The organism is Microbacterium sp. K36, from assembly GCF_004794355.1.
In the GTDB taxonomy this organism is placed as follows: Bacteria; Actinomycetota; Actinomycetes; order Actinomycetales; family Microbacteriaceae; genus Microbacterium; species Microbacterium paraoxydans_D.
On sequence record NZ_SSDN01000040.1, the window covers coordinates 37,769 to 57,336 of the forward strand.

The 19,568-nt window shown below is 69.5% G+C and carries 18 protein-coding genes; 16 read left to right on the top strand and 2 right to left on the bottom strand.

Annotated elements, in window-relative coordinates; all coding sequences use genetic code 11:
- The first annotated feature begins 35 nt into the window (after positions 1-35).
- The 8 genes from gcvT (at position 36) to DW296_RS02445 (ending at position 10,477) form a co-directional block, all read left to right on the top strand.
- Positions 36-1,151: a glycine cleavage system aminomethyltransferase GcvT gene (gene gcvT / locus DW296_RS02410; protein ID WP_136050933.1), complete on the top strand. Its 1,116-nt coding sequence runs from the start codon at positions 36-38 to the stop codon at positions 1,149-1,151.
- Positions 1,148-1,525, top strand: a complete 378-nt coding sequence (gcvH, locus tag DW296_RS02415; protein WP_136050934.1) for a glycine cleavage system protein GcvH — start codon at positions 1,148-1,150, stop codon at positions 1,523-1,525. Before gcvT ends, gcvH begins: the two co-directional genes overlap by 4 nt.
- Before the next feature lie 61 nt (positions 1,526-1,586).
- Positions 1,587-4,424: an aminomethyl-transferring glycine dehydrogenase gene (gcvP, locus tag DW296_RS02420; RefSeq protein ID WP_240742962.1), complete on the top strand. Its 2,838-nt coding sequence runs from the start codon at positions 1,587-1,589 to the stop codon at positions 4,422-4,424.
- A 215-nt stretch (positions 4,425-4,639) separates the two neighbouring features.
- Positions 4,640-6,274 carry a peptide ABC transporter substrate-binding protein gene (locus DW296_RS02425; protein ID WP_136050936.1) on the top strand — a complete coding sequence of 545 codons (1,635 nt, stop codon included), beginning with the start codon at positions 4,640-4,642 and terminating at the stop codon, positions 6,272-6,274.
- A gap of 101 nt (positions 6,275-6,375) precedes the next feature.
- On the top strand, positions 6,376-7,302 hold the full coding sequence (locus DW296_RS02430; RefSeq protein WP_136050937.1) for an ABC transporter permease: 927 nt from the start codon (positions 6,376-6,378) through the stop codon (positions 7,300-7,302).
- On the top strand, positions 7,295-8,239 hold the full coding sequence (locus DW296_RS02435; protein ID WP_136050938.1) for an ABC transporter permease: 945 nt from the start codon (positions 7,295-7,297) through the stop codon (positions 8,237-8,239). Before DW296_RS02430 ends, DW296_RS02435 begins: the two co-directional genes overlap by 8 nt.
- Positions 8,236-9,909, top strand: a complete 1,674-nt coding sequence (locus DW296_RS02440; RefSeq protein WP_136050939.1) for a dipeptide ABC transporter ATP-binding protein — start codon at positions 8,236-8,238, stop codon at positions 9,907-9,909. Before DW296_RS02435 ends, DW296_RS02440 begins: the two co-directional genes overlap by 4 nt.
- Before the next feature lies 1 nt (position 9,910).
- On the top strand, positions 9,911-10,477 hold the full coding sequence (locus DW296_RS02445) for a PH domain-containing protein (protein ID WP_136050940.1): 567 nt from the start codon (positions 9,911-9,913) through the stop codon (positions 10,475-10,477).
- Between the two features lie 7 nt (positions 10,478-10,484).
- Here the strand turns inward: DW296_RS02445 and DW296_RS02450 are convergent, their stop codons facing one another.
- Entirely contained in the window at positions 10,485-11,291 is an 807-nt protein-coding gene (locus tag DW296_RS02450) for a CPBP family intramembrane glutamic endopeptidase (protein WP_136050951.1), read from the bottom strand.
- A 128-nt stretch (positions 11,292-11,419) separates the two neighbouring features.
- Between DW296_RS02450 and typA the strand changes: the two genes are divergently transcribed.
- From typA to DW296_RS02470, 4 genes are all read left to right on the top strand, one after another.
- Positions 11,420-13,333, top strand: a complete 1,914-nt coding sequence (gene typA, locus DW296_RS02455) for a translational GTPase TypA (protein WP_136050941.1) — start codon at positions 11,420-11,422, stop codon at positions 13,331-13,333.
- A 186-nt stretch (positions 13,334-13,519) separates the two neighbouring features.
- Positions 13,520-14,404, top strand: coding sequence for an aggregation-promoting factor C-terminal-like domain-containing protein (locus DW296_RS02460; protein ID WP_205807790.1), 885 nt, complete (start codon positions 13,520-13,522; stop codon positions 14,402-14,404).
- 104 nt (positions 14,405-14,508) lie between these two features.
- Positions 14,509-15,558, top strand: coding sequence for a glutaminase A (glsA, locus tag DW296_RS02465; RefSeq protein WP_136050942.1), 1,050 nt, complete (start codon positions 14,509-14,511; stop codon positions 15,556-15,558).
- Positions 15,555-17,180: an MFS transporter gene (locus DW296_RS02470; RefSeq protein ID WP_136050943.1), complete on the top strand. Its 1,626-nt coding sequence runs from the start codon at positions 15,555-15,557 to the stop codon at positions 17,178-17,180. The genes glsA and DW296_RS02470 overlap by 4 nt, the downstream gene beginning before the upstream one ends.
- Before the next feature lie 3 nt (positions 17,181-17,183).
- On the opposite strand, the gene DW296_RS02475 is transcribed toward DW296_RS02470, so the two are convergent.
- Entirely contained in the window at positions 17,184-17,732 is a 549-nt protein-coding gene (locus DW296_RS02475; protein ID WP_136050944.1) for a helix-turn-helix domain-containing protein, read from the bottom strand.
- Between the two features lie 96 nt (positions 17,733-17,828).
- Between DW296_RS02475 and DW296_RS02480 the strand changes: the two genes are divergently transcribed.
- The 4 genes from DW296_RS02480 to fdxA form a co-directional block, all read left to right on the top strand.
- Positions 17,829-18,539: an AzlC family ABC transporter permease gene (locus tag DW296_RS02480; protein WP_136050945.1), complete on the top strand. Its 711-nt coding sequence runs from the start codon at positions 17,829-17,831 to the stop codon at positions 18,537-18,539.
- Positions 18,536-18,850, top strand: a complete 315-nt coding sequence (locus tag DW296_RS02485) for an AzlD domain-containing protein (RefSeq protein ID WP_136050946.1) — start codon at positions 18,536-18,538, stop codon at positions 18,848-18,850. Before DW296_RS02480 ends, DW296_RS02485 begins: the two co-directional genes overlap by 4 nt.
- Before the next feature lie 40 nt (positions 18,851-18,890).
- On the top strand, positions 18,891-19,301 hold the full coding sequence (locus DW296_RS02490; RefSeq protein WP_240742961.1) for a histidinol dehydrogenase: 411 nt from the start codon (positions 18,891-18,893) through the stop codon (positions 19,299-19,301).
- Positions 19,302-19,310: 9 nt separating this feature from the next.
- Positions 19,311-19,568: ferredoxin (gene fdxA / locus DW296_RS02495; protein WP_136050947.1), on the top strand; the 258-nt coding region annotated here is incomplete at its 3' end.

Consider the following 19,568-nt stretch of genomic DNA (forward strand, 5'->3'; position numbering starts at 1 on the left):
TCGTCGTCCCGCCCGACCCAGCCCGGGAGAACTCCATGTCCGACCCCCGCTACACCCCGTTGCGCGAGCGCCACGAGGCGCTCGGCGCCTCCTTCACCGATTTCGGCGGCTGGCAGATGCCGGTGCGCTACACGTCCGACCTCGCCGAGCACCACGCGGTGCGCCAGGCGGCGGGCATCTTCGACATCTCGCACATGGCGGAGTTCTCGGTCCGCGGCGCCGGTGCCGCGGCCTTCCTCGACTACGCGCTCGCCGGGCGGCTGTCCGCGCTCGCGATCGGCAAGGCGAAGTACTCGCTGCTGCTGACGCCCGAGGGCGGCATCGTCGACGACGTCATCGTCTACCGCCTGGCCGACGACGACTTCCTCATCATCTCCAACGCGGGCAACCGCGACGCGGTGGGTCAGGCGCTCACCGCGCGGGTGGCGGACGCGGACGCGGGCCCCGTGGAGGTCGCCGACGTCTCGGACGACTACGCGCTGATCGCCGTGCAGGGCCCGCGGGCCGAGGAGATCCTCGCGGCGACGGCGGGCATCGCCGACGTCAGCGTCCCCTGGGCGGAGCAGAAGTACTACGCGTGGGCGACCGCGTCGTTCGCCGGCGAACCGCTGCTCCTCGCCCGCACCGGCTACACCGGGGAGGACGGCTTCGAGCTCCTCGTCCCGGCCGCCCACGCGACCGCGCTGTGGGACGCCGTGCTCGACGCCGGGACCCCGCAGGGCCTGGTGCCCGCCGGCCTCGCCGCCCGCGACACGCTCCGCCTGGAGGCGGGCATGCCGCTGTACGGGCATGAGCTCAGCCTCGACACCGCGCCCGCCCAGGCCGGCCTCGGCCGCGTCGTGGTCGCCGCGAAGGAGCGTTTCGTCGGCAAGGACGCACCGGCGCCGGCCGACGACGCCCGCATCCTCGTCGGCCTGACGGCGGAGGGGCGACGCGCCGGCCGCGCCGGCTACGCGGTCGTCGACGCCGACGGCTCTCCGATCGGCGAGATCACCAGCGGCGCTCTGAGCCCGACGCTGGGCCACCCCATCGCGATGGCCTTCGTCGACCCTTCTTCCGCCGAGGAGGGAACCGCAGTATTCCTTGATGTGCGGGGGACCCGCATCCCCGCGACCGTGACCGCCCTGCCTTTCTACCGGAGGAACAAATGACCGATCTCAGCGCACTCCGCTACACCGACGAGCACGAATGGATCGCCGGTGACGGCGACACCGTCACCATCGGCATCACCGACTACGCCGCCGAGAAGCTGGGGGACGTCGTCTTCGTCGAGCTCCCCGCCGTCGGCACCGAGCTGACCGCCGGCTCCGTCGTCGGCGAGATCGAGTCCACCAAGTCGGTCGGGGAGCTCTACGCCCCGGTCGCCGGCACCGTCGTCGAGATCAACGACGCCGTCGTCGACGACCCCTCGCTGATCAACGCCGAGCCCTTCGAGGGCGGCTGGCTGCTCAAGGTGTCCGTCGCCGCCGACGCGCTGGACGGACTGCTGGACCGCGACGCGTACGTCGCACTCACGGAGGGCTGATCCGGAAGTGGTTGCATTCGCCGATCGTCACATCGGACCGACCGAGGCCGCCCAGCGCACGATGCTCGACGCGCTCGGTCTCTCCGCCGACAGCGGGACGTTGAGCCCGGTCGAGGAGCTCATGCGTCAGGCCGTCCCCGCCTCGATCTACACGGGACCGGAGGACGCGGTCGCCGACTCCCGCATCCCGGTCGCCGCGTCGGAGACCGAGGCGCTGGCCGAGCTGCGTGCCCTCGCCGGGCGCAACACCGTGAACCGCTCGATGATCGGCCTCGGCTACTACGGCACCGTCACGCCGCAGGTCATCCAGCGCAACGTCCTCGAGAACCCGTCCTGGTACACGGCCTACACGCCGTACCAGCCCGAGATCTCGCAGGGGCGCCTCGAAGCGCTGATCAACTTCCAGACGATGGTGTCCGAGCTCACCGGCCTCACCACCGCGAACGCGTCGATGCTCGACGAGTCCACCGCGGTCGTGGAGGCGATGCTGCTCGCGCGCCGGGCCTCGAAGACCTCCTCGAACGTCTTCGCGGTGGACGCGGATGCGCTGCCGCAGACGAAGGCCATGCTCGCGTCCCGTGCCGAGGCGCTCGGCATCGAGCTCGTCACGGTCGACTTCGCGGCGGGGGAGGAGCTCCCCGCCGAGCTCTTCGGCGTCTTCGTGCAATATCCGGGGGCTTCGGGCCGCGTGTGGGATCCGTCCGCGGTGTTCGACGCCGCGCACGTCGCCGGCGCGCTCGCCGTCGCGGCCGCCGACCTGCTCGCGCTGACGCTCCTGACCGCGCCCGGCACCCTCGGGGCTGACGTGGCCGTGGGCACGACGCAGCGCTTCGGCGTGCCGATGGGCTTCGGCGGCCCGCACGCCGGCTACATGGCCGTGCGCGCAGGCCTGGAGCGGCAGCTGCCCGGACGCCTCGTCGGCGTCTCCGTCGACGCCGAAGGCAAGCCGGCCTACCGTCTCTCGCTGCAGACCCGGGAGCAGCACATCCGCCGCGAGAAGGCGACGTCGAACATCTGCACCGCCCAGGTGCTCCTCGCGGTGATGGCGTCGATGTACGCGGTCTACCACGGCCCGGACGGGCTCCGCGAGATCGCCCGCGACGTCGCCGCCAAGACGACACTGCTGCGCGACTGGCTCGTCGAGGCCGGCGCCGAGGTCGTCCACGAGAACTTCTTCGACACGCTCGCCGTGCGCGTGCCCGGCCGGGCGGCGGAGTACGCCGACCAGGCGCGGGGCGGCTACGGCATCCTCCTGCGGGTCGCCGACGCGGACACGATCGGCATCGCGGTCGACGAGACGACCACGGTGACCGAGCTGCATCAGGTCGCACAGGTCTTCGGCGGGAAGCAGGAGCGCGCCTTCGGCTTCGGCCTCGGCGATGTGGACGCGCTGCCGGACGCCCTCCGCCGCGAGGACGAGTACCTCACGCACCCGGTGTTCCACAGCCACCGCAGCGAGACCGCCATGATGCGGTATCTGAAGAGCCTGTCCGACCGGGACTACGCCCTCGACCGCGGCATGATCCCGCTCGGCTCGTGCACGATGAAGCTCAACGCCGCCACCGAGATGGCCGCCATCACGTGGCCGGAGTTCGCGGGCATCCACCCGTTCGCACCGGAGGCAGACGTCCGCGGCTACCTGGAGCTCATCGATCAGCTCGAGGGCTGGCTCGCCGAGATCACCGGGTATGACGCGGTGTCGCTGCAGCCGAACGCCGGCTCTCAGGGGGAGCTGGCGGGCCTCCTCGCGATCCGCGGCTACCACCGCGCGAACGGCGACGACCACCGCGTCGTGTGCCTCATCCCGTCCTCCGCCCACGGCACGAACGCGGCCTCCGCCGTGCTCGCCGGCATGAAGGTCGTCGTGGTGGCGAGCGACGCGCTCGGCAACGTCGACCTGGACGACCTCCGCGCGAAGATCGCCCAGCACGCCGACGACCTGGCGGCGCTGATGATCACGTACCCGTCCACGCACGGCGTGTACGAGGAGCAGGTCGTGGAGATCACCGGGGCGGTGCACGCGGCCGGCGGTCAGGTGTATGTCGACGGTGCGAACCTCAACGCACTCCTCGGCTACGCGCGATTCGGCGATCTCGGCGGCGACGTCTCGCACCTCAACCTGCACAAGACCTTCGCCATCCCGCACGGCGGCGGCGGCCCGGGCATCGGTCCGGTCGCGGCGAAGGCGCACCTCGCGCCGTACCTGCCGTCGCACCCGCTCGCGCAGCGCGCCGAGCACTTCGGCGGCCACACGTTCGAGGGCGCGGTGATCTCCGCGGCCCCGTACGGCTCTGCGGGCATCCTCCCGATCTCGTGGGCGTACGTGCGCATGATGGGTGCCGAGGGCCTCCGGCGCGCGACCGCCGCGGCGGTCCTCTCGGCGAACTACATCGCCGAGCGCCTCGGCGGGCACTTCCCGGTGCTCTACACGGGGGAGAACGGACGGGTCGCGCATGAGTGCATCCTCGACCTGCGTCCGCTCAAGGAGGCCACCGGCATCTCCGTCGACGACGTCGCCAAGCGCCTGATCGACTACGGGTTCCACGCGCCGACCATGTCGTTCCCGGTCGCCGGCACCCTCATGGTGGAGCCCACCGAGTCGGAGGACCTCGACGAGATCGAGCGGTTCATCGAGGCCATGATCATGATCAAGGCCGAGGCGGACGCCGTCGCCGCGGGGCGCTGGCCCGCGGACGACAACCCGCTCGTGCACGCCCCGCACACCGCCGTCTCGCTCATCGCGGGGGAGTGGGCGCACGCCTACACCCGCGAGGAGGCCGCCTACCCGGTGCGCTCGCTGGTGGCGGCGAAGTACTGGCCGCCGGTCCGCCGGATCGACCAGGCGTACGGCGACCGCAACCTCGTCTGCGCCTGCCCGCCGATCGAGGCCTTCGCCTGACACGGACCCGCACGACGAACGGCGTCGCGCCCGCCTCCCGGCGGCGCGGCGCCGTTCGCGTTACGCCATGTTTCCGTCATGTGACAGATGGTCACCACTCAGTAACAGTTCGTTAGCCGAACGTCCTGGACGCGCGACCCCCGGGTTACGCTCAGGTATCCCTGCGCGCTCGATGATGAGCCGCGCAGAATTCCCACGTCCACAGGAGGACAAAAGTGAAGCGCAACAAGATCGCCCTCGCGGGCAGCGCACTGTTCGTGATCGGCGCCCTGACCCTGGCAGGCTGCGCCAGCGGCGGCGGCAACACGGGTGATGGAGGAAGCGACGCGAACGCGGACGCCGATGCCATCATCACCACGAACGGCTCCGAGCCGGAGAACCCGCTCATCCCGACCAACACCAACGAGGTCGGCGGCGGCAAGATCCTCGACGAGATCTTCGCCGGGCTCGTCTACTACGACGCCGAGGGCAAGCCGGTCAACGACATGGCGGAGGAGATCGTCACCGACGACCCCCAGCACCTCACGATCAAGCTGAAGAAGGGGCAGACCTTCACCAACGGTGAGGAGGTCACGGCCGACAACTTCATCAAGGCATGGAACGAGGGCGCGAAGGCATCGAACGCGCACCTGTCCGGCTACTTCTTCGAGGACATCGAGGGCTTCAGCTACGAGGAGGACACCGAGCTCACCGGTCTCGAGCAGGTCGACGACTACACGTTCACCATCGCGCTGAACAAGCCCGCCTCGGACTTCGCTCTGCGCCTGGGATACTCGGCGTACTACCCCCTGCCCGATGTCGCGTTCGAGGACATGGATGCCTTCGGACAGAACCCCATCGGCAACGGCCCGTACATGATCGACGGTGACGACGCCTGGCAGCACGACGTGCAGATCGACCTGGTCCGCAACGACGACTACGAGGGTGGACGCCAGGCGAAGAACGGCGGTCTGACGATCAAGTTCTACGCGACCCAGGAGTCCGCGTACGCCGACCTCCTCGGAAACGAGGTCGACGTGATCGATGCGATCCCGACCAACTCGCTTCCGGTGTTCACGGACGAGCTCGGCGACCGCGCGGTGAACCAGCCTTCCGCCGTCTTCCAGTCCTTCACGATCGGCCAGTTCCTCCCGCACTTCAGCGGCGAAGAAGGCAAGCTGCGTCGTCAGGCGATCTCGATGGCCATCAACCGGGAAGAGATCACCGAGACGATCTTCTCGGGAACGCGCACCCCGGCTGCCGACTTCACCTCGCCGGTGATCGCCGGCTGGTCGGAGGACGTCCCCGGCAACGAGGTTCTGGACTACGACCCGGAGAAGGCGAAGGAACTCTGGGCAGAGGCCGACGCCATCTCGCCGTGGGAGGGTGACTTCAAGATCGCCTACAACGCCGACGGCGGACACGACGCGTGGGTTGACGCGGTCAGCAACAGCATCAAGAACACGCTCGGTATCGAGGCGTCCGGCGACCCGTACCCGACCTTCCAGGACCTGCGCACCAAGGTGAACGACCGCACCATCACCACGGCGGCGCGCTCCGGCTGGCAGGCGGACTACCCGGGTCTGTACAACTTCCTCGGCCCGCTCTACGCGACCGGCGCCAGCTCGAACGATGGCGACTACACGAGCCCGGAGTTCGATGAGCTCATCAAGGCCGGTATCAGCAACCCCGACCCGGACGCTCAGCTCGAGGACTTCACCAAGGCTCAGGAGGTCCTGTTCAAGGATCTTCCGGCGATCCCGCTCTGGTACTCGAACGTGACCGGTGGTTACAGCGAGAACGTCGACAACGTGACGTTCGGCTGGAACTCGGTTCCGCTCTACTACGAGATCACGAAGGCCGGCGAGTAAGTCTGACGGCACTTCACCTGTGAGGCGGTGGCGATCTTCGTCACCGCCTCACAGGCTGTGTTCGGCTCGCTTTCTTTGCCCCTCAGAGAAGGGACAAGCGGATGCTCGGTTACATTCTGAGACGTCTTCTGCAGGTGATCCCGGTCTTCTTCGGAGCCACCCTGCTCATCTACTTCCTGGTGTTCGCCATGCCCGGCGACCCCATCCTCGCCCTCTTCGGCGACAAGACCCCGAACCCGGCTGTCATCGAGCAGCTCCGTGAGCAGTACCACCTGAACGACCCGTTCCTCGTCCAGTACTGGTACTACATCACGGGGGTGCTCCAGGGTGACCTCGGGACCACGTACTCCGGTCGCCCGGTGTCTGCGGTCCTGGCGGCGACCTTGCCCGTGACGGGACGCCTGGCCGTCATGGCCATTGGCATCGAGTTCGTGCTCGCCATCGTCATCGGCACGATCTCCGCTCTGCGGAAGGGCAAGTTCTTCGACAACGTCTCCCTCATGGTGGCACTCGTCGCGATCGCCATCCCGATCTTCGTGGTCGCCTTCCTGGCGCAGTACTTCCTCGCCATCCGACTCGGGTGGTTCAAGCCCACGGTCGGAGCGGACAACGACTGGGGCGGACTCTGGCTCCCTGCCCTCGTGCTCGGGTTCAGCCTCTACGCCGTGAGCATGCGGCTGATGCGGAGCTCCGTCATCGACACGCTCAACCAGGACTGGGTGCGCACCGCCTACGGCAAGGGGCTCTCGCGCAATCGCGTGCTCCCTGTCCACGTGCTGAGGAACTCCCTCATCCCCGTCATCACCAACTCTGCCACCAACTTCGGCGTCCTCCTCGTGGGGGCCACCGTCACGGAGGGCATCTTCAACGTGCCGGGTGTCGGCAACACCCTCTTCGAAGCGATCCGACGGGGGGAGGGCCCGACGGTCGTCTCGTTCGTCACGGTCTTCGTCATCCTGTACGTCCTGGTGAACCTGCTCATCGACCTGCTCTATGGTCTGCTCGACCCGAGGATTCGATATGTCTGATCCCACGACCCAGAAACACTACGTCGCGCCCGTCGAGACGGAGTCGATCAACATCGACGCCGTCAGGATCTCCGACAAGCCGAGCAACCTCTGGCGCGATGCGTGGCGCGACGTGCGCCGCCGCCCGCTCTTCTGGTTCTCGGTGGTCCTGGCGTTGGTCTTCCTCCTCATGGCCGTCTGGCCGACGCTGTTCACGTCGACCCCGCCGAACAGCGACTGCCAGCTCGCCAACAGCAACGGAGGCCCGACGGAGGGCCACCCGCTCGGATTCACGTTCCAAGGGTGCGACATCTACGCCCGGATCGTGTGGGGCTCGCAGACCTCGCTCGCGGTGGGCCTCATCGCCACCGTGATCTCCTCGATCCTCGGATTGGTCATGGGAGCCCTGGCAGGCTTCTACGGCGGCTGGCTGGACTCGGTCCTGTCCCGCGTCGGCGACATCTTCTTCGCGATCCCCTACATCCTCGCCGCCGTGGTCGTGATGACGGTGCTGAAGGACGCGCGCTCGGTCTGGACGCTTGCTCTCGCCATCGGCGGGTTCGCGTGGGCCTCGACGGCGCGAGTCGTCAGGGCGGAGATCCTCCGCGTGAGGCAGGCGGACTTCGTCATGGCCTCTCGGGCACTGGGGCAGTCGAAGTTCCGAGTGCTCCTGAGCCATGTCGTTCCGAACGCGATCGCACCACTGCTGGTCGTGTCGACGCTCGGCCTGGCGGCGGCGATCGTCGCGGAGTCGACGTTGTCGTTCCTCGGGGTCGGGCTCGGCAGCGAGGTCATGTCGTGGGGCAATGACATCGCCAGGGCACAGGCTTCGCTCCGCGTCGCTCCGATGTCCCTCATCTATCCGGCGCTCGCGCTCACCCTTGCGGTGCTCGCGTTCGTCACCCTGGGCGAGCTCATCCGAGACGCCCTCGACCCGAAGGCGAGGGCTCGCCGATGAGCGACCGCAACGCTGCACAGATGCCGCTGCTGAGCGTGCGCGACCTCACCGTCGCGTTCCGCACGCAGGACGGGATGCGCGAGGTCCTGCACGGGATCACGTTCGATGTGATGCCCGGTGAGACCGTGGCCATCGTCGGCGAGTCCGGCTCGGGCAAGTCGACCACGGCGACCGCCATCGTCGACCTGCTCCCGGGCACGGGAACGATCACGGGCGGGTCGATCACGCTGGAGGGTCGCCCGCTGACCGGGCTGAGCCGGCGCGACATGGAGGCGGTGCGGGGTCGAGACATCGGCTTCGTCCCGCAGGACCCGATGTCGAGCCTGAACCCCGTGTGGAGCATCGGCTTCCAGGTGAAGGAGGCCGTCCGCGCGAACGGCGTCGCCCAGGGGCGCGCCGCGGCGAAGGCGCGGACGATCGAGGTGCTGCAGCAGGCCGGGCTGGCGGATGCCGAGCGTCGCCTGCACCAGTATCCGCACCAGTTCTCCGGCGGTATGCGCCAGCGGGCACTGATCGGGATCGGTCTCGCGGCCGACCCGAAGCTCCTCATCGCCGACGAGCCGACCTCGGCTCTCGACGTGACGGTGCAACGGGTCATCCTCGACCACATGGCGTCGCTCACGCGCGACAAGGGCACCTCGGTGCTGCTGATCACGCACGACCTGGGACTCGCGGCCGAACGCGCCGAGAAGATCATCGTCATGAACGGCGGCAACATCGTCGAGGCGGGTCCCAGCCGGCAGATCCTGGAGAACCCGCAGCACCCGTATACGAAGCGACTGGTCGCGGCGGCGCCCAGCGTCGCCTCGCAGCGGATCCAGACGGTGGTGGAGGACCGGGGCATCGAGACGCTCGACGACCTTGCCGACATCCCGCCGACGGTCCGCGTGGCCGGCCTGACCAAGGATTACAAGATCCGGCAGGGCAACTTCCGCAGCGAGGCGTTCCGAGCGGTGGACGACGTGTCGTTCGAGATCCCGCGCGGAAAGACGCTGGCCCTCGTCGGCGAATCGGGCTCCGGGAAATCCACGGTCGCCAAGATGGTCCTCAAGCTGGAGGAGCCGACGAGCGGGACGATCGAGATCGACGGGCAGGACGTGTCCCACCTTTCGAACGCGCAGTCGTTCGGACTCCGTCGGCGCATGCAGCCGGTGTTCCAGGACCCCTACGGGTCGCTGGATCCGCTGCGGAACATCGGCAACACCATCGCGGAGCCGCTGCAGATCCACGGGGTCGGCGATCGGGCCTCGCATCGCGCTCGCGTGGAGGAGCTCCTGGAGCAGGTCGCCCTGCCGCAGGCGCTGGCCACGCGCTATCCGAACGAGCTCTCCGGCGGACAGCGTCAGCGTGTTGCGATCGCGCGTGCGCTGGCGCTCAAGCCCGACATCATCGTCCTCGACGAGGCGGTGTCAGCGCTTGACGTGCTCGTGCAGGACCAGATCCTGAAGCTCCTCGCCGACCTGCAGTCCGAGCTCGACCTCACCTACCTCTTCATCACGCACGACCTCGCGGTCGTCCGGGTCTCCAGCGACCTGGTCTGCGTCATGGAGAAGGGCAAGGTCGTCGAGCAGGGGACGGTCGACGAGATCTTCGCGAACCCGCAGGAGGAGTACACCGATCGTCTGCTGCAGGCGATCCCCGGTGCCTCGATCCCGCTCGGCGGCCTCTGAGGTGGCATCGCCCGGATACCCCGAGGACGCACGGACCTTCCGTGCGTCCTCGGGCACCGTCGTCTTCGTCCTCAGCATCCTGCTGGTGCTGTTCCTGCTCGGGGACACCGTCGTCAACGGCAGCATCGTGCAGGCGCTGCTCGTGGCGCCCTGGCTGCTGCTCGGGCTGTGGATCGTGTACGAGACGGCCTTCGTCTCCTTCGTCCGTGTGGATCAGGAGGGGGCCGTGGTGCAGAACCTGCTGCGTCGCACGACCTTCGGCTGGGCGCGTGTGCAGGACATCGACATGCGCTGGCAGCTCGAGTTCACGCTGGACGACGGCCGCACCCTGAGCTGCTGGGGCGGGCCGGCCAAGGCGCGTCCGCCTCGTCGCTCCCGCGAGGAGGACGCGGAGCCGAAGGTGCCGTCGGCGCTCCGGGTGCTCACCGGCATCCGCGATCTGTGGAGCGCGGCGCCCGCGACGGCGGATGCGCCGATCCGACGCAGCTGGGACGGCCCGGCCCTCATCGCCCTCGCCGTCATCGTGCTGTGGGCCGTCGCGGCGCTCGTCGTCGTCAACCTCGGCTGAGCGCGCCTCAGCCGGGAAGACCGAACAGGGCGGGCCAGGTGGCCGCGGCCCAGGGGTAGCCGACGAACGCCGCCGCGTCGATGAGGAAGTGCGCCACCAGGAACGGCAGCAGCCGACCGGTGCGGTGGTAGAGCCACCCGAAGAGCAGTCCCATCGCGAGGTTGCCGATGAAGGCACCGGGCCCCTGATAGAGGTGGTACGTCGCACGGAGCACCGACGTCGAGATGATGATCGTCCACGGCGACCACCCGAGCTCCCGCAGGCGGGCGAACAGGTATCCGAGCACGACGAACTCCTCCTGGAGCGATGCGCGTGCGGCGGCGAGCAGGAGGATCGGCACGGTCCACCAGTGCGCGTCCAGACCGGCGGGGTTCACGGCCACGAACAGGCCGAGCGCCCGGCCGCCGAGGTAGAGCGCCAGTCCCGGCACGCCGATCGCGAGGACGAGGAGCACGCCCCGGCCGACGTCGCCGCCCACGCGGGTGCCGTCGAGGCCGAGGCGCTCCAGGTGCGGGCGACGGCGCTGCCACAGCAGGAAGCACACGAGGAGCACCGGTACCAGGGCGAAGCCGATGGACAGCACCTGATAGATGAGGTCGAACACCTCCCGGTCGCTGCGGGAGGGGTTGAGGGTGGCGGTCTGATCCGCGAGGGGCGTGTCGTCGGTGAGCCGATAGGCGAGCTGCACGATCGCGTAGATCGCGGACTGTCCCAGACCCAGGGCGAGCACGATGGCGATCTCCCACCACAAGCGTGCTCGACCCTCACGCCGCTCGTCGCGCCGGGCGGGCGCGGTCGACGGCGTCTGCGGCACCGGGGGAGTCGGGTCGGGGAGGGTCACGGGACGATGGTACGACGAGCGTTCAGGAACCCGATCCGCGCGTACGTTATCCTGGAACGTCGGCTTCCCGGCGCAACCCCACACTCTTTGAGGACCCTTGTATGGCGCACGCCCTCCGTTCTGACCTCCGCAACGTCGCAATCGTCGCCCACGTCGACCACGGCAAGACCACGCTCGTCGACGCGATGCTCCGCCAGACGGGCTCCTTTGGCGAACACTCGCACGTGGAGGAGCGCGCGATGGACTCCAACGACCTGGAGCGCGAGAAGGGCATCACGATCCTCGCCAAGAACACGGCGATCACCTACAAGGGCAAGCACGCCGACGGCAAGGAGATCACGATCAACGTGATCGACACCCCCGGCCACGCCGACTTCGGCGGCGAGGTCGAGCGCGGCCTGTCGATGGTCGACGGCGTCGTGCTGCTCGTGGACGCCAGCGAGGGCCCGCTGCCGCAGACCCGCTTCGTGCTGCGCAAGGCGCTCGAGGCGAAGCTCCCCGTGATCCTCCTGGTCAACAAGACCGACCGTCCGGACGCCCGGATCGCCGAGGTCGAGGAGGAGGCGCACGACCTCCTGCTGGGGCTGGCCTCCGACCTCGTCGACGACGTGCCCGATCTCGACGTCGACGCGCTGCTCGACGTGCCCGTGGTCTACGCCTCCGGCCGCGCCGGCGCCGCGTCGCAGAACCGTCCCGCCGACGGCTCCCTGCCCGACAACGACGACCTCGAGCCGCTCTTCGAGGCCATCCTCGAGCACGTCCCGGCCCCGTCCTACGACGACGAGGCCCCGCTGCAGGCCTGGGTCACGAACCTCGACTCCAGCCCGTTCCTCGGTCGCCTCGCCCTGCTGCGCGTCTTCAACGGCACGCTCAAGAAGGGGCAGACGGTCGCCTGGGTCCGCTCCGACGGCTCGACCAGCAACGCCCGGATCACCGAGCTGCTGAAGACCCGCGCCCTGGAGCGCTACCCGGCGGACTCCGCCGGCCCCGGCGACATCGTCGCCATCGCCGGCTTCGAGGACATCACGATCGGCGAGACGATCGCCGACCCCGAGGACATCCGTCCGCTGCCGGCCATCACGGTCGACGACCCCGCGATCTCCATGACGATCGGCACCAACACCTCGCCGCTCATGGGCAAGGTCAAGGGGCACAAGCTCACCGCACGCATGGTGAAGGACCGCCTCGACCGCGAGCTCATCGGCAACGTGTCGCTCAAGGTCGTCGACATCGGGCGTCCCGACGCCTGGGAGGTGCAGGGCCGCGGTGAGCTGGCCCTCGCGATCCTCGTCGAGAACATGCGCCGCGAGGGCTTCGAGCTCACGGTCGGCAAGCCGCAGGTGGTCACCAAGAAGATCGACGGCAAGGTCTACGAGCCGTTCGAGCACCTGACCATCGACACGCCGGAGGAGCACCTCGGCGCGATCACGCAGCTCCTCGCGAACCGCAAGGGCCGCATGGAGAACATGACCAACCACGGCACCGGCTGGGTGCGCATGGAGTTCGTCGTGCCCTCGCGTGGTCTCATCGGCTTCCGCAGCGAGTTCCTCACGACCACCCGTGGCACCGGTATCGCCAACGCGATCTCGCACGGCTACGAGCCGTGGGCGGGGCAGATCACCACGCGCCAGAACGGCTCGATCGTGGCGGACCGGTCGGGCGTCGTCACGCCCTTCGCGATGATCGCGCTCCAGGAGCGCATGTCGTTCTTCGTGCAGCCGACCGAAGAGGTCTACGAGGGCATGGTCATCGGCGAGAACTCGCGCGCCGACGACATGGACGTCAACATCACCAAGGAGAAGAAGCTCACCAACATGCGCTCCTCCACGGCCGACAACTTCGAGTCGATGACGCCGCCGCGCATCCTCACGCTGGAGGAGAGCCTGGAGTTCGCGCGCGACGACGAATGCGTCGAGGTGACTCCGGAGAAGGTCCGCATCCGCAAGGTGATCCTGGACCAGACCGTCCGCGGTCGTGAGGCCTCGCGCCTCAAGCGTCAGGACGCGAACGCCTGATCGCACCGCACTCCTTTCGAGAGGGCCCCACGCCGCCGCCCGGCCGCGTGGGGCCCTCTCTCATGAAAATCCCAGGTGAGGGCTAGTTTTCGTTCAGGTTGATGACGCAGACTCGTTGACTTGCGCCCGGGGCGAACTCCCGATGAGTCCCCGATATGGGCGTACGACGACCCGAAAGTCAAAGCCTTGCTTCAGAAGACCCGTGCGCTTCGGCGCGCCTCCGACGCGGCAGCCGCTCGCGCCACCGTCACCCGTACACCCCTGATCGCCCTCGGCGCCGCCACGGCCGCGCTCGTCGGCATCACCCTCAGCGTGGGCCTCGCCTCCGCCCCGGCGGCCGGAGCGGAGCGCTCCGACGCCACCTCCGCCGTCACGAGCCACGACCTCGGCACCGAGCCCCTCACCCGCATCGCCGATAAGGCCGTCATGACGGTCTCGAACGCGACCGATGCGGTCGACGCGGCGAAGAGCCTGACCGCGGAGGTCGCCGAGTCGGGCCTCGACGTGGGCGCGGCGGCGTCCGTGGACACCACCGCTCTCGAGGACGACCTGGAGACCCTCGCCGATCGATCCACCCTCCCGCTGGTCCTCATCACGGTGACGACCGCGCAGGCCGAGGCGGAGACCGACAAGGTCGTGACCGCCACGGCAGAGCTCCAGCAGGCATACACCGCCGCGCAGGAGAAGAAGGCGGCAGAGGACGCCGCGCGCGCCGCCGAGGAGAAGGCGGCGGCCGCAGCGGCCGCGCTCGCCTCCGCGAACACGCCGGACGGGGCGCGGGCCACCGCACAGCAGATGATGGCCGACCGCTACGGCTGGGGCGGCGACCAGTTCTCCTGCCTGAACTCGCTGTGGAACAAGGAGTCCGGCTGGAACTACCAGGCGTACAACAACGACGGGGGAGCGACCGGCATCCCGCAGGCGCTGCCCGGCAGCAAGATGGCCACGGCGGGTGCCGACTGGCAGACGAACGCCGCCACCCAGATCGCCTGGGGCCTGAAGTACATCGCCGACGCCTACGGCACCCCGTGCAGCGCCTGGGGACACTCCCAGGCCATGAACTGGTACTGAGCCGCAGAGCGGGCCCCTCGCGAACGATTGCCCCTAGCCGTCACCCGACACGGACGCTACCGTGACAGGGAGACGGCTGGGGGCGTCGTGATTTCCGAGGAGGAATGGTGCTCGACCCCACCGTCTGGCTCGACGTCCCGCAGGAGGTCTCCACGGGCACGCTTCCCGGGTGGGAGCGGGTGGACGAGCTCGTCCGCGAGGCCCACGCCCGGTACGCGGACGAGGTGTCCGGGGAGGTGGCGGACTACATCCCCGTCCTCGCCGCGGTCGATCCGGAGCTGTTCGGGCTCGCGGTGATCGAGGTGGGCGGCGGCATCCACGACGCCGGAGACGCCCTGCACGCGTTCTCCATCCAGTCGATCTCCAAGATGTTCGTCTATGCGCTGGCGATCCAGGAGCACGGACACGAGCGGGTCCGCGAGATCGTGGGCGTGAACAACACCGGCCTCGCCTTCAACTCGGTGGTGGCGCTGGAGCTCAACGACGGACACCCGCGCAACCCGATGGTCAACGCCGGGGCGATCGCGACCACGGCGCTGATGCCCGGCGCCACGGCGGTGGAGCAATGGGAGCGTGTCCGTGAGGGGTTGTCCGCCTTCGCCGGACGACCGCTGAGCCTGGACGGCGAGGTGTACGCCTCCGAGGCGGGGTCGAACGAGCGCAATCGCGCGCTGGGCTGGTTGCTGCGCAGCTACGGACGACTGACCGGCGACCCGGACGAGATCGTCGACGTCTACACCCGTCAGTGCGCGCTCTCCGTGACCGCGCACGACCTCGCCGTCATGGGCGCCACACTCGCCGACGGCGGGGTCAACCCCGTGACAGGGGAGCGGGTGGTGTCCGCGGACGTCTGCCGTGACACGCTCGCCGTCGTCGCGGCGAGCGGATTGTACGAGCGGTCGGGGGACTGGCTGTTCGAGATCGGCCTGCCGGCGAAGTCGGGGGTCTCGGGCGGCCTCGTCGCCGTCTCCCCGGGCAAGGGCGCCGTCGCCGGGTTCTCGCCGCGGCTGGACGAGGCGGGCAACTCGATCCGGTCGCAGATGGCGATCGGTCACCTGTCGCGGTCGCTGGGGCTGAACCTCTTCGCCTCCGCGCCCGCCCGCGAGCATGCCGGTGAGGCGGGTGCCTCGCCGTCGGAAGGAGAGCGCCCATGACCCGCACCGCCCCCGCCCCCGTGAAGACGTCCTGGCTGCCGATGGTCAGCCTGTTCCTCGCACAGGTGCTCATGTCGTTCAACGTCGCGGCGCTGCCGATCTCGCTCGGCGGCATGGTGAGCGACTTCGGCGTCCCGCCCACCGTCGCGAGCACGACGATCGTGATGTACGGCCTCGCCGTCGCGGCGCTCGTGATGACCGGGGCCAAGCTCGGGCAGCGCGTCGGCTGGGTGCTGATCTTCCGCGTGGTCGTCGCCCTCTTCGCCGGATCGGCGGTGATGATGCTCCTCGCCCCCACCGTCTGGTGGGCCATCGCCGGGCAGGCCGTGGCGGGAGCGGCCGCCGCCATCATCGTCCCCTCGATCGTGGCCCTGATCGCCGAGAACTACCGGGGCCCGCAGCAGGCCACGGCGATCGGAGCGATCGGCTCGGCGCGCGCGATCTCCGGTGTCAGCGCCTTCCTCATCGGAGGGACGCTCGGGACGCTCGTCGGGTGGCGTCCGCTCTTCGTGATCGTGCTGGCGATCGCCGTCGCGGTCTTCGCCCTGAGCTTCACGCTGCGCGGCGACCGCGGCGATGCGGCGATCCGCATCGATCTCGTCGCGGCCCTCCTCATCGGCGCGGCGATCGTGCTGCTCACCCTCGGGTTCAACAACCTCAACAGCTGGGGAGCGCTCGCGGCGGCGCCCTCCGCACCGTTCTCCGTCCTCGGGCTCTCGCCGGCACCGATCTTCATCGTGCTGGGGATCATCCTGGGCCAGGGTTTCTTCCTGTGGACCCGGCGGCGGATGGCCGAGGGGAAGGTGCCGCTCATCGACCTGAGCGTGCTGGGGTCGTCCAGGGAGCGCGCCGCGGTGTACGCCATGTTCATCGTCGTGGCGCTGGAAGCCTGCGTGAACTTCACGGTGCCGCTGTACATCCAGATCGTCCAGGGGCGGACGCCGTTCGACACCGCCCTCGCGATGATGCCGTTCAACCTCACGGTGTTCGTGACGGCGACGCTCGTCGTCCGGTTCTACACGCGCTACCCGCCGCGGACGATCGGCGTCTTCGGATTCATCCTCACCACGGCGGCGCTGGTCTGGCTCTCGGTCGTCGTGACCAACAACTGGGAGACGGTGCCGACCATCGCCGGACTCATCGTGTTCGGCATCGGCCAGGGAGCCCTCGTCACGCTGGTGTTCAACGTGCTCGTGACGGCGGCACCGCCGGAGCTCGCCGGCGACGTCGGGTCGCTGCGGGGCACCACCCAGAACCTCGCCTCCGCCGTCGGCACGGCGCTCGCCGGGGCGCTGCTGGTCTCGCTGCTCGCGCTCAACGTGGGCCGTGCGGTCGTGGAGCATCCGGAACTGCCGCCGTCGCTGGTGTCGCAGGTCGACCTGAACGAGGTGAACTTCGTCAGCAACGACGATCTGCGCGCGGTGCTGGAGACCACGGACGCGACGCCGGAGCAGGTCGACGCCGCGGTCGCCGTCAACGAGGAGTCGCGGCTGCGCACGCTCAAGTTGGGCCTGCTCATCCTCGCCGCGGTGAGCGCGCTCGCGATCCTGCCCGCGTCGCGCCTGCCGAACTACCGTCCGCACGAGATCCCCGACCCGTCGCCGACAGGGCCGGGGGAGTGATGCTCAGCGCAGCTCGGAGATGAGCACGGCGCTCGTACCGGGGAGGATCGCCTCGAAGACGTGGGCCGCGTCGCCGGCATACGTCAGATAGTCGCCGGGGTTCAGCACCACGGCATCCTCCGGCGGGCCGACCCGCGCCTGCCCGGCGATGAGGATCACATGCTCGATCGTGCCCGCGTGGTGGGGATCGGACCGGCGGGGATCCCCGGGCTCCGCCTGGATGAGGTACACGTCCCGTCGCGCACCAGGAGGGCTCGCCGAGAGGAGGGTGGCGCTGTAGGCGGCGGCGGAGGAGGGCACTCCGGCGAGGGCGTCGGCGCGGATGAGGGTGGGGGCGTTGGCCTGCTGGTCGACGAGCACCGCGAACGGGACGCCGAGCGCGACGCCCAGCGCCCACAGCGTCTCCACGCTGGGATTGCCGGCGCCGCTCTCGAGCTGGGAGACGGTGGCCTTGGAGATGCCGGCCCGGCGGGCGAGCTCGGAGACGGACAGGTTCGCCGCCTCGCGCTCGCGGCGGAGCGTGCGGGCGATTCGCGTGCGGAGATCCTCCATGCGTTCATCATGGCAAACGATCGTTCGCTTGACTATGCAGAGCCCCATGTTCAGAATGATGATCGTGTGTTCAGTGAAGCGAACGGGTGGCGGTCGATGACCGCTGAACGTGAGGTGTGGCGCGAGGCCCTCGGCGTCGTGCTCGCCACGAGCGCCTATGGCATCTCCTTCGGTGCGCTCGCCGTGGCCGCGGGTCTCGACGTGTGGCAGGCGTGCGTGCTCAGCCTCCTCATGTTCACCGGCGGATCCCAGTTCGCCTTCGTGGGCGTCTTCGCCGCCGGCGGCCTGGCCGCGCTGCCGTCGGCGATCGCGTCGGCCGCCCTCCTCGGCGTGCGCAACGTCGCCTACGGCATGCGCATGTCGCCGGTCGTGGGCGGGGGGCCGGCGCGACGGGCCGTCGCCGCGCACTTCACCATCGACGAGTCCACCGCGGTGGCGATCGCGCAGGACGATCCACGCCTGCGCCGGGTGGGCTTCTGGGTCACGGGGGTCGGCATCTTCCTCGGCTGGAACCTCACCACCCTCATCGGCGCGCTGGTCGGCGATGTGCTCGGCGACCCGAAAGCCTGGGGGCTGGATGCCGCGGCGGCCGCGGCGTTCCTCGCCCTGCTGTGGCCGCGACTGCGCCGGCGGCAGGCGGTCGCCGTCGGCATCGCGGCGGCCGTGATCGCGGCCGCCCTCACCCCGTTCCTCCTGCCGGGACTCCCCGTGCTCGTCGCCGCCCTCGTCGCGATCGTCGTCGGGTGGTTCAACTGGCTGGAGACACCGCGAGCCGCAGAGGTCGGCGACGGGGAGGCCGGCGCATGAGTCTCTGGAGCGCCATCCTCCTCGCCGCCCTGATCTGCCTCGCGCTGAAGGCCGTGGGCTACCTCGTGCCGCCGAAGGTGCTCGAGGCGCCCCGGCCCGCCCGCATCTCGGACCTCCTCACCGTCGCGCTGCTCGCCGCCCTCGTCGCGGTGCAGTCCCTCGGGGATGGGCAGGCCATCACCGTCGACGCGCGTGTCCCCGCCCTGCTCGTCGCAGCGGGACTCCTCTGGCTGCGGCAGTCGTTCCTCGTGGTGGTGGCCGCCGCCGCCCTCGTCGCCGCGCTGCTGCGGCTGTTCGGTCTCGCCGCCTGACACGTCGTTCCGCCGGACAGCGCCCGGGTAGGATCGGGGGGTGCGCGGGAAGTGGTTGTCGAGGGTGCTGTCCTGGGTGGCTGCTGCCCTGGTGGGTGGGGTCTACGGCGTGGCCGGGACCATCGCACACAGCGTCATGTGGGGGCCGATCCCGATCGGCCTCATCGTCGCCGCCATCGCCTGCGCCGCGATCCTCATCGCCGTCCGTGCGCTCACCCACGACCGGGGAGCGGCCGTTGCCGCCGGTCTGGGGATGCTGGGCATGATCGTGCTCATCTCGGGCGTCGGCCCCGGCGGCTCCGTCGTCGTGCAGGACACCCTCGCCGGGCGCATCTGGACGTATCTCGCCGCCGGCATCGTGCTGCTGGTCATCGCGTGGCCGTCGTTCTCCCGGCAGCCGGTCCGCCCCGCCACGCCGTCCTCGGAGGAACCCGAGGTCCGCGGGTCGTAGACTGAGGGGGTGACGTATGTGATCGCCCTCCCGTGCGTCGATGTCAAGGATCGCGCCTGCATCGACGAGTGCCCCGTTGACTGCATCTACGAGGGCGAACGGTCGCTCTACATCCACCCCGACGAGTGCGTGGATTGCGGAGCGTGCGAGCCGGTGTGCCCGGTCGAGGCGATCTACTACGAGGACGATCTGCCGGACGAGTGGCAGGACTACTACAAGGCCAACGTCGAGTTCTTCGACGAGATCGGCTCGCCCGGCGGCGCCGCC

Excerpts from the sequence above, each read along its gene's own strand:
- gcvT (WP_136050933.1), top strand. The coding sequence starts at position 36 with ATGTCCGACCCCCGCTACACCCCGTTGCGCGAGCGCCACGAGGCGCTC.
- gcvH (WP_136050934.1), top strand. The coding sequence starts at position 1,148 with ATGACCGATCTCAGCGCACTCCGCTACACCGACGAGCACGAATGGATC.
- gcvP (WP_240742962.1), top strand. The coding sequence starts at position 1,587 with ATGCTCGACGCGCTCGGTCTCTCCGCCGACAGCGGGACGTTGAGCCCG.
- DW296_RS02430 (WP_136050937.1), top strand. The coding sequence starts at position 6,376 with ATGCTCGGTTACATTCTGAGACGTCTTCTGCAGGTGATCCCGGTCTTC.
- DW296_RS02435 (WP_136050938.1), top strand. The coding sequence starts at position 7,295 with ATGTCTGATCCCACGACCCAGAAACACTACGTCGCGCCCGTCGAGACG.
- DW296_RS02440 (WP_136050939.1), top strand. The coding sequence starts at position 8,236 with ATGAGCGACCGCAACGCTGCACAGATGCCGCTGCTGAGCGTGCGCGAC.
- typA (WP_136050941.1), top strand. The coding sequence starts at position 11,420 with ATGGCGCACGCCCTCCGTTCTGACCTCCGCAACGTCGCAATCGTCGCC.
- glsA (WP_136050942.1), top strand. The coding sequence starts at position 14,509 with ATGGTGCTCGACCCCACCGTCTGGCTCGACGTCCCGCAGGAGGTCTCC.
- DW296_RS02470 (WP_136050943.1), top strand. The coding sequence starts at position 15,555 with ATGACCCGCACCGCCCCCGCCCCCGTGAAGACGTCCTGGCTGCCGATG.
- DW296_RS02475 (WP_136050944.1), bottom strand. The coding sequence starts at position 17,732 with ATGGAGGATCTCCGCACGCGAATCGCCCGCACGCTCCGCCGCGAGCGC.
- DW296_RS02480 (WP_136050945.1), top strand. The coding sequence starts at position 17,829 with ATGACCGCTGAACGTGAGGTGTGGCGCGAGGCCCTCGGCGTCGTGCTC.
- DW296_RS02485 (WP_136050946.1), top strand. The coding sequence starts at position 18,536 with ATGAGTCTCTGGAGCGCCATCCTCCTCGCCGCCCTGATCTGCCTCGCG.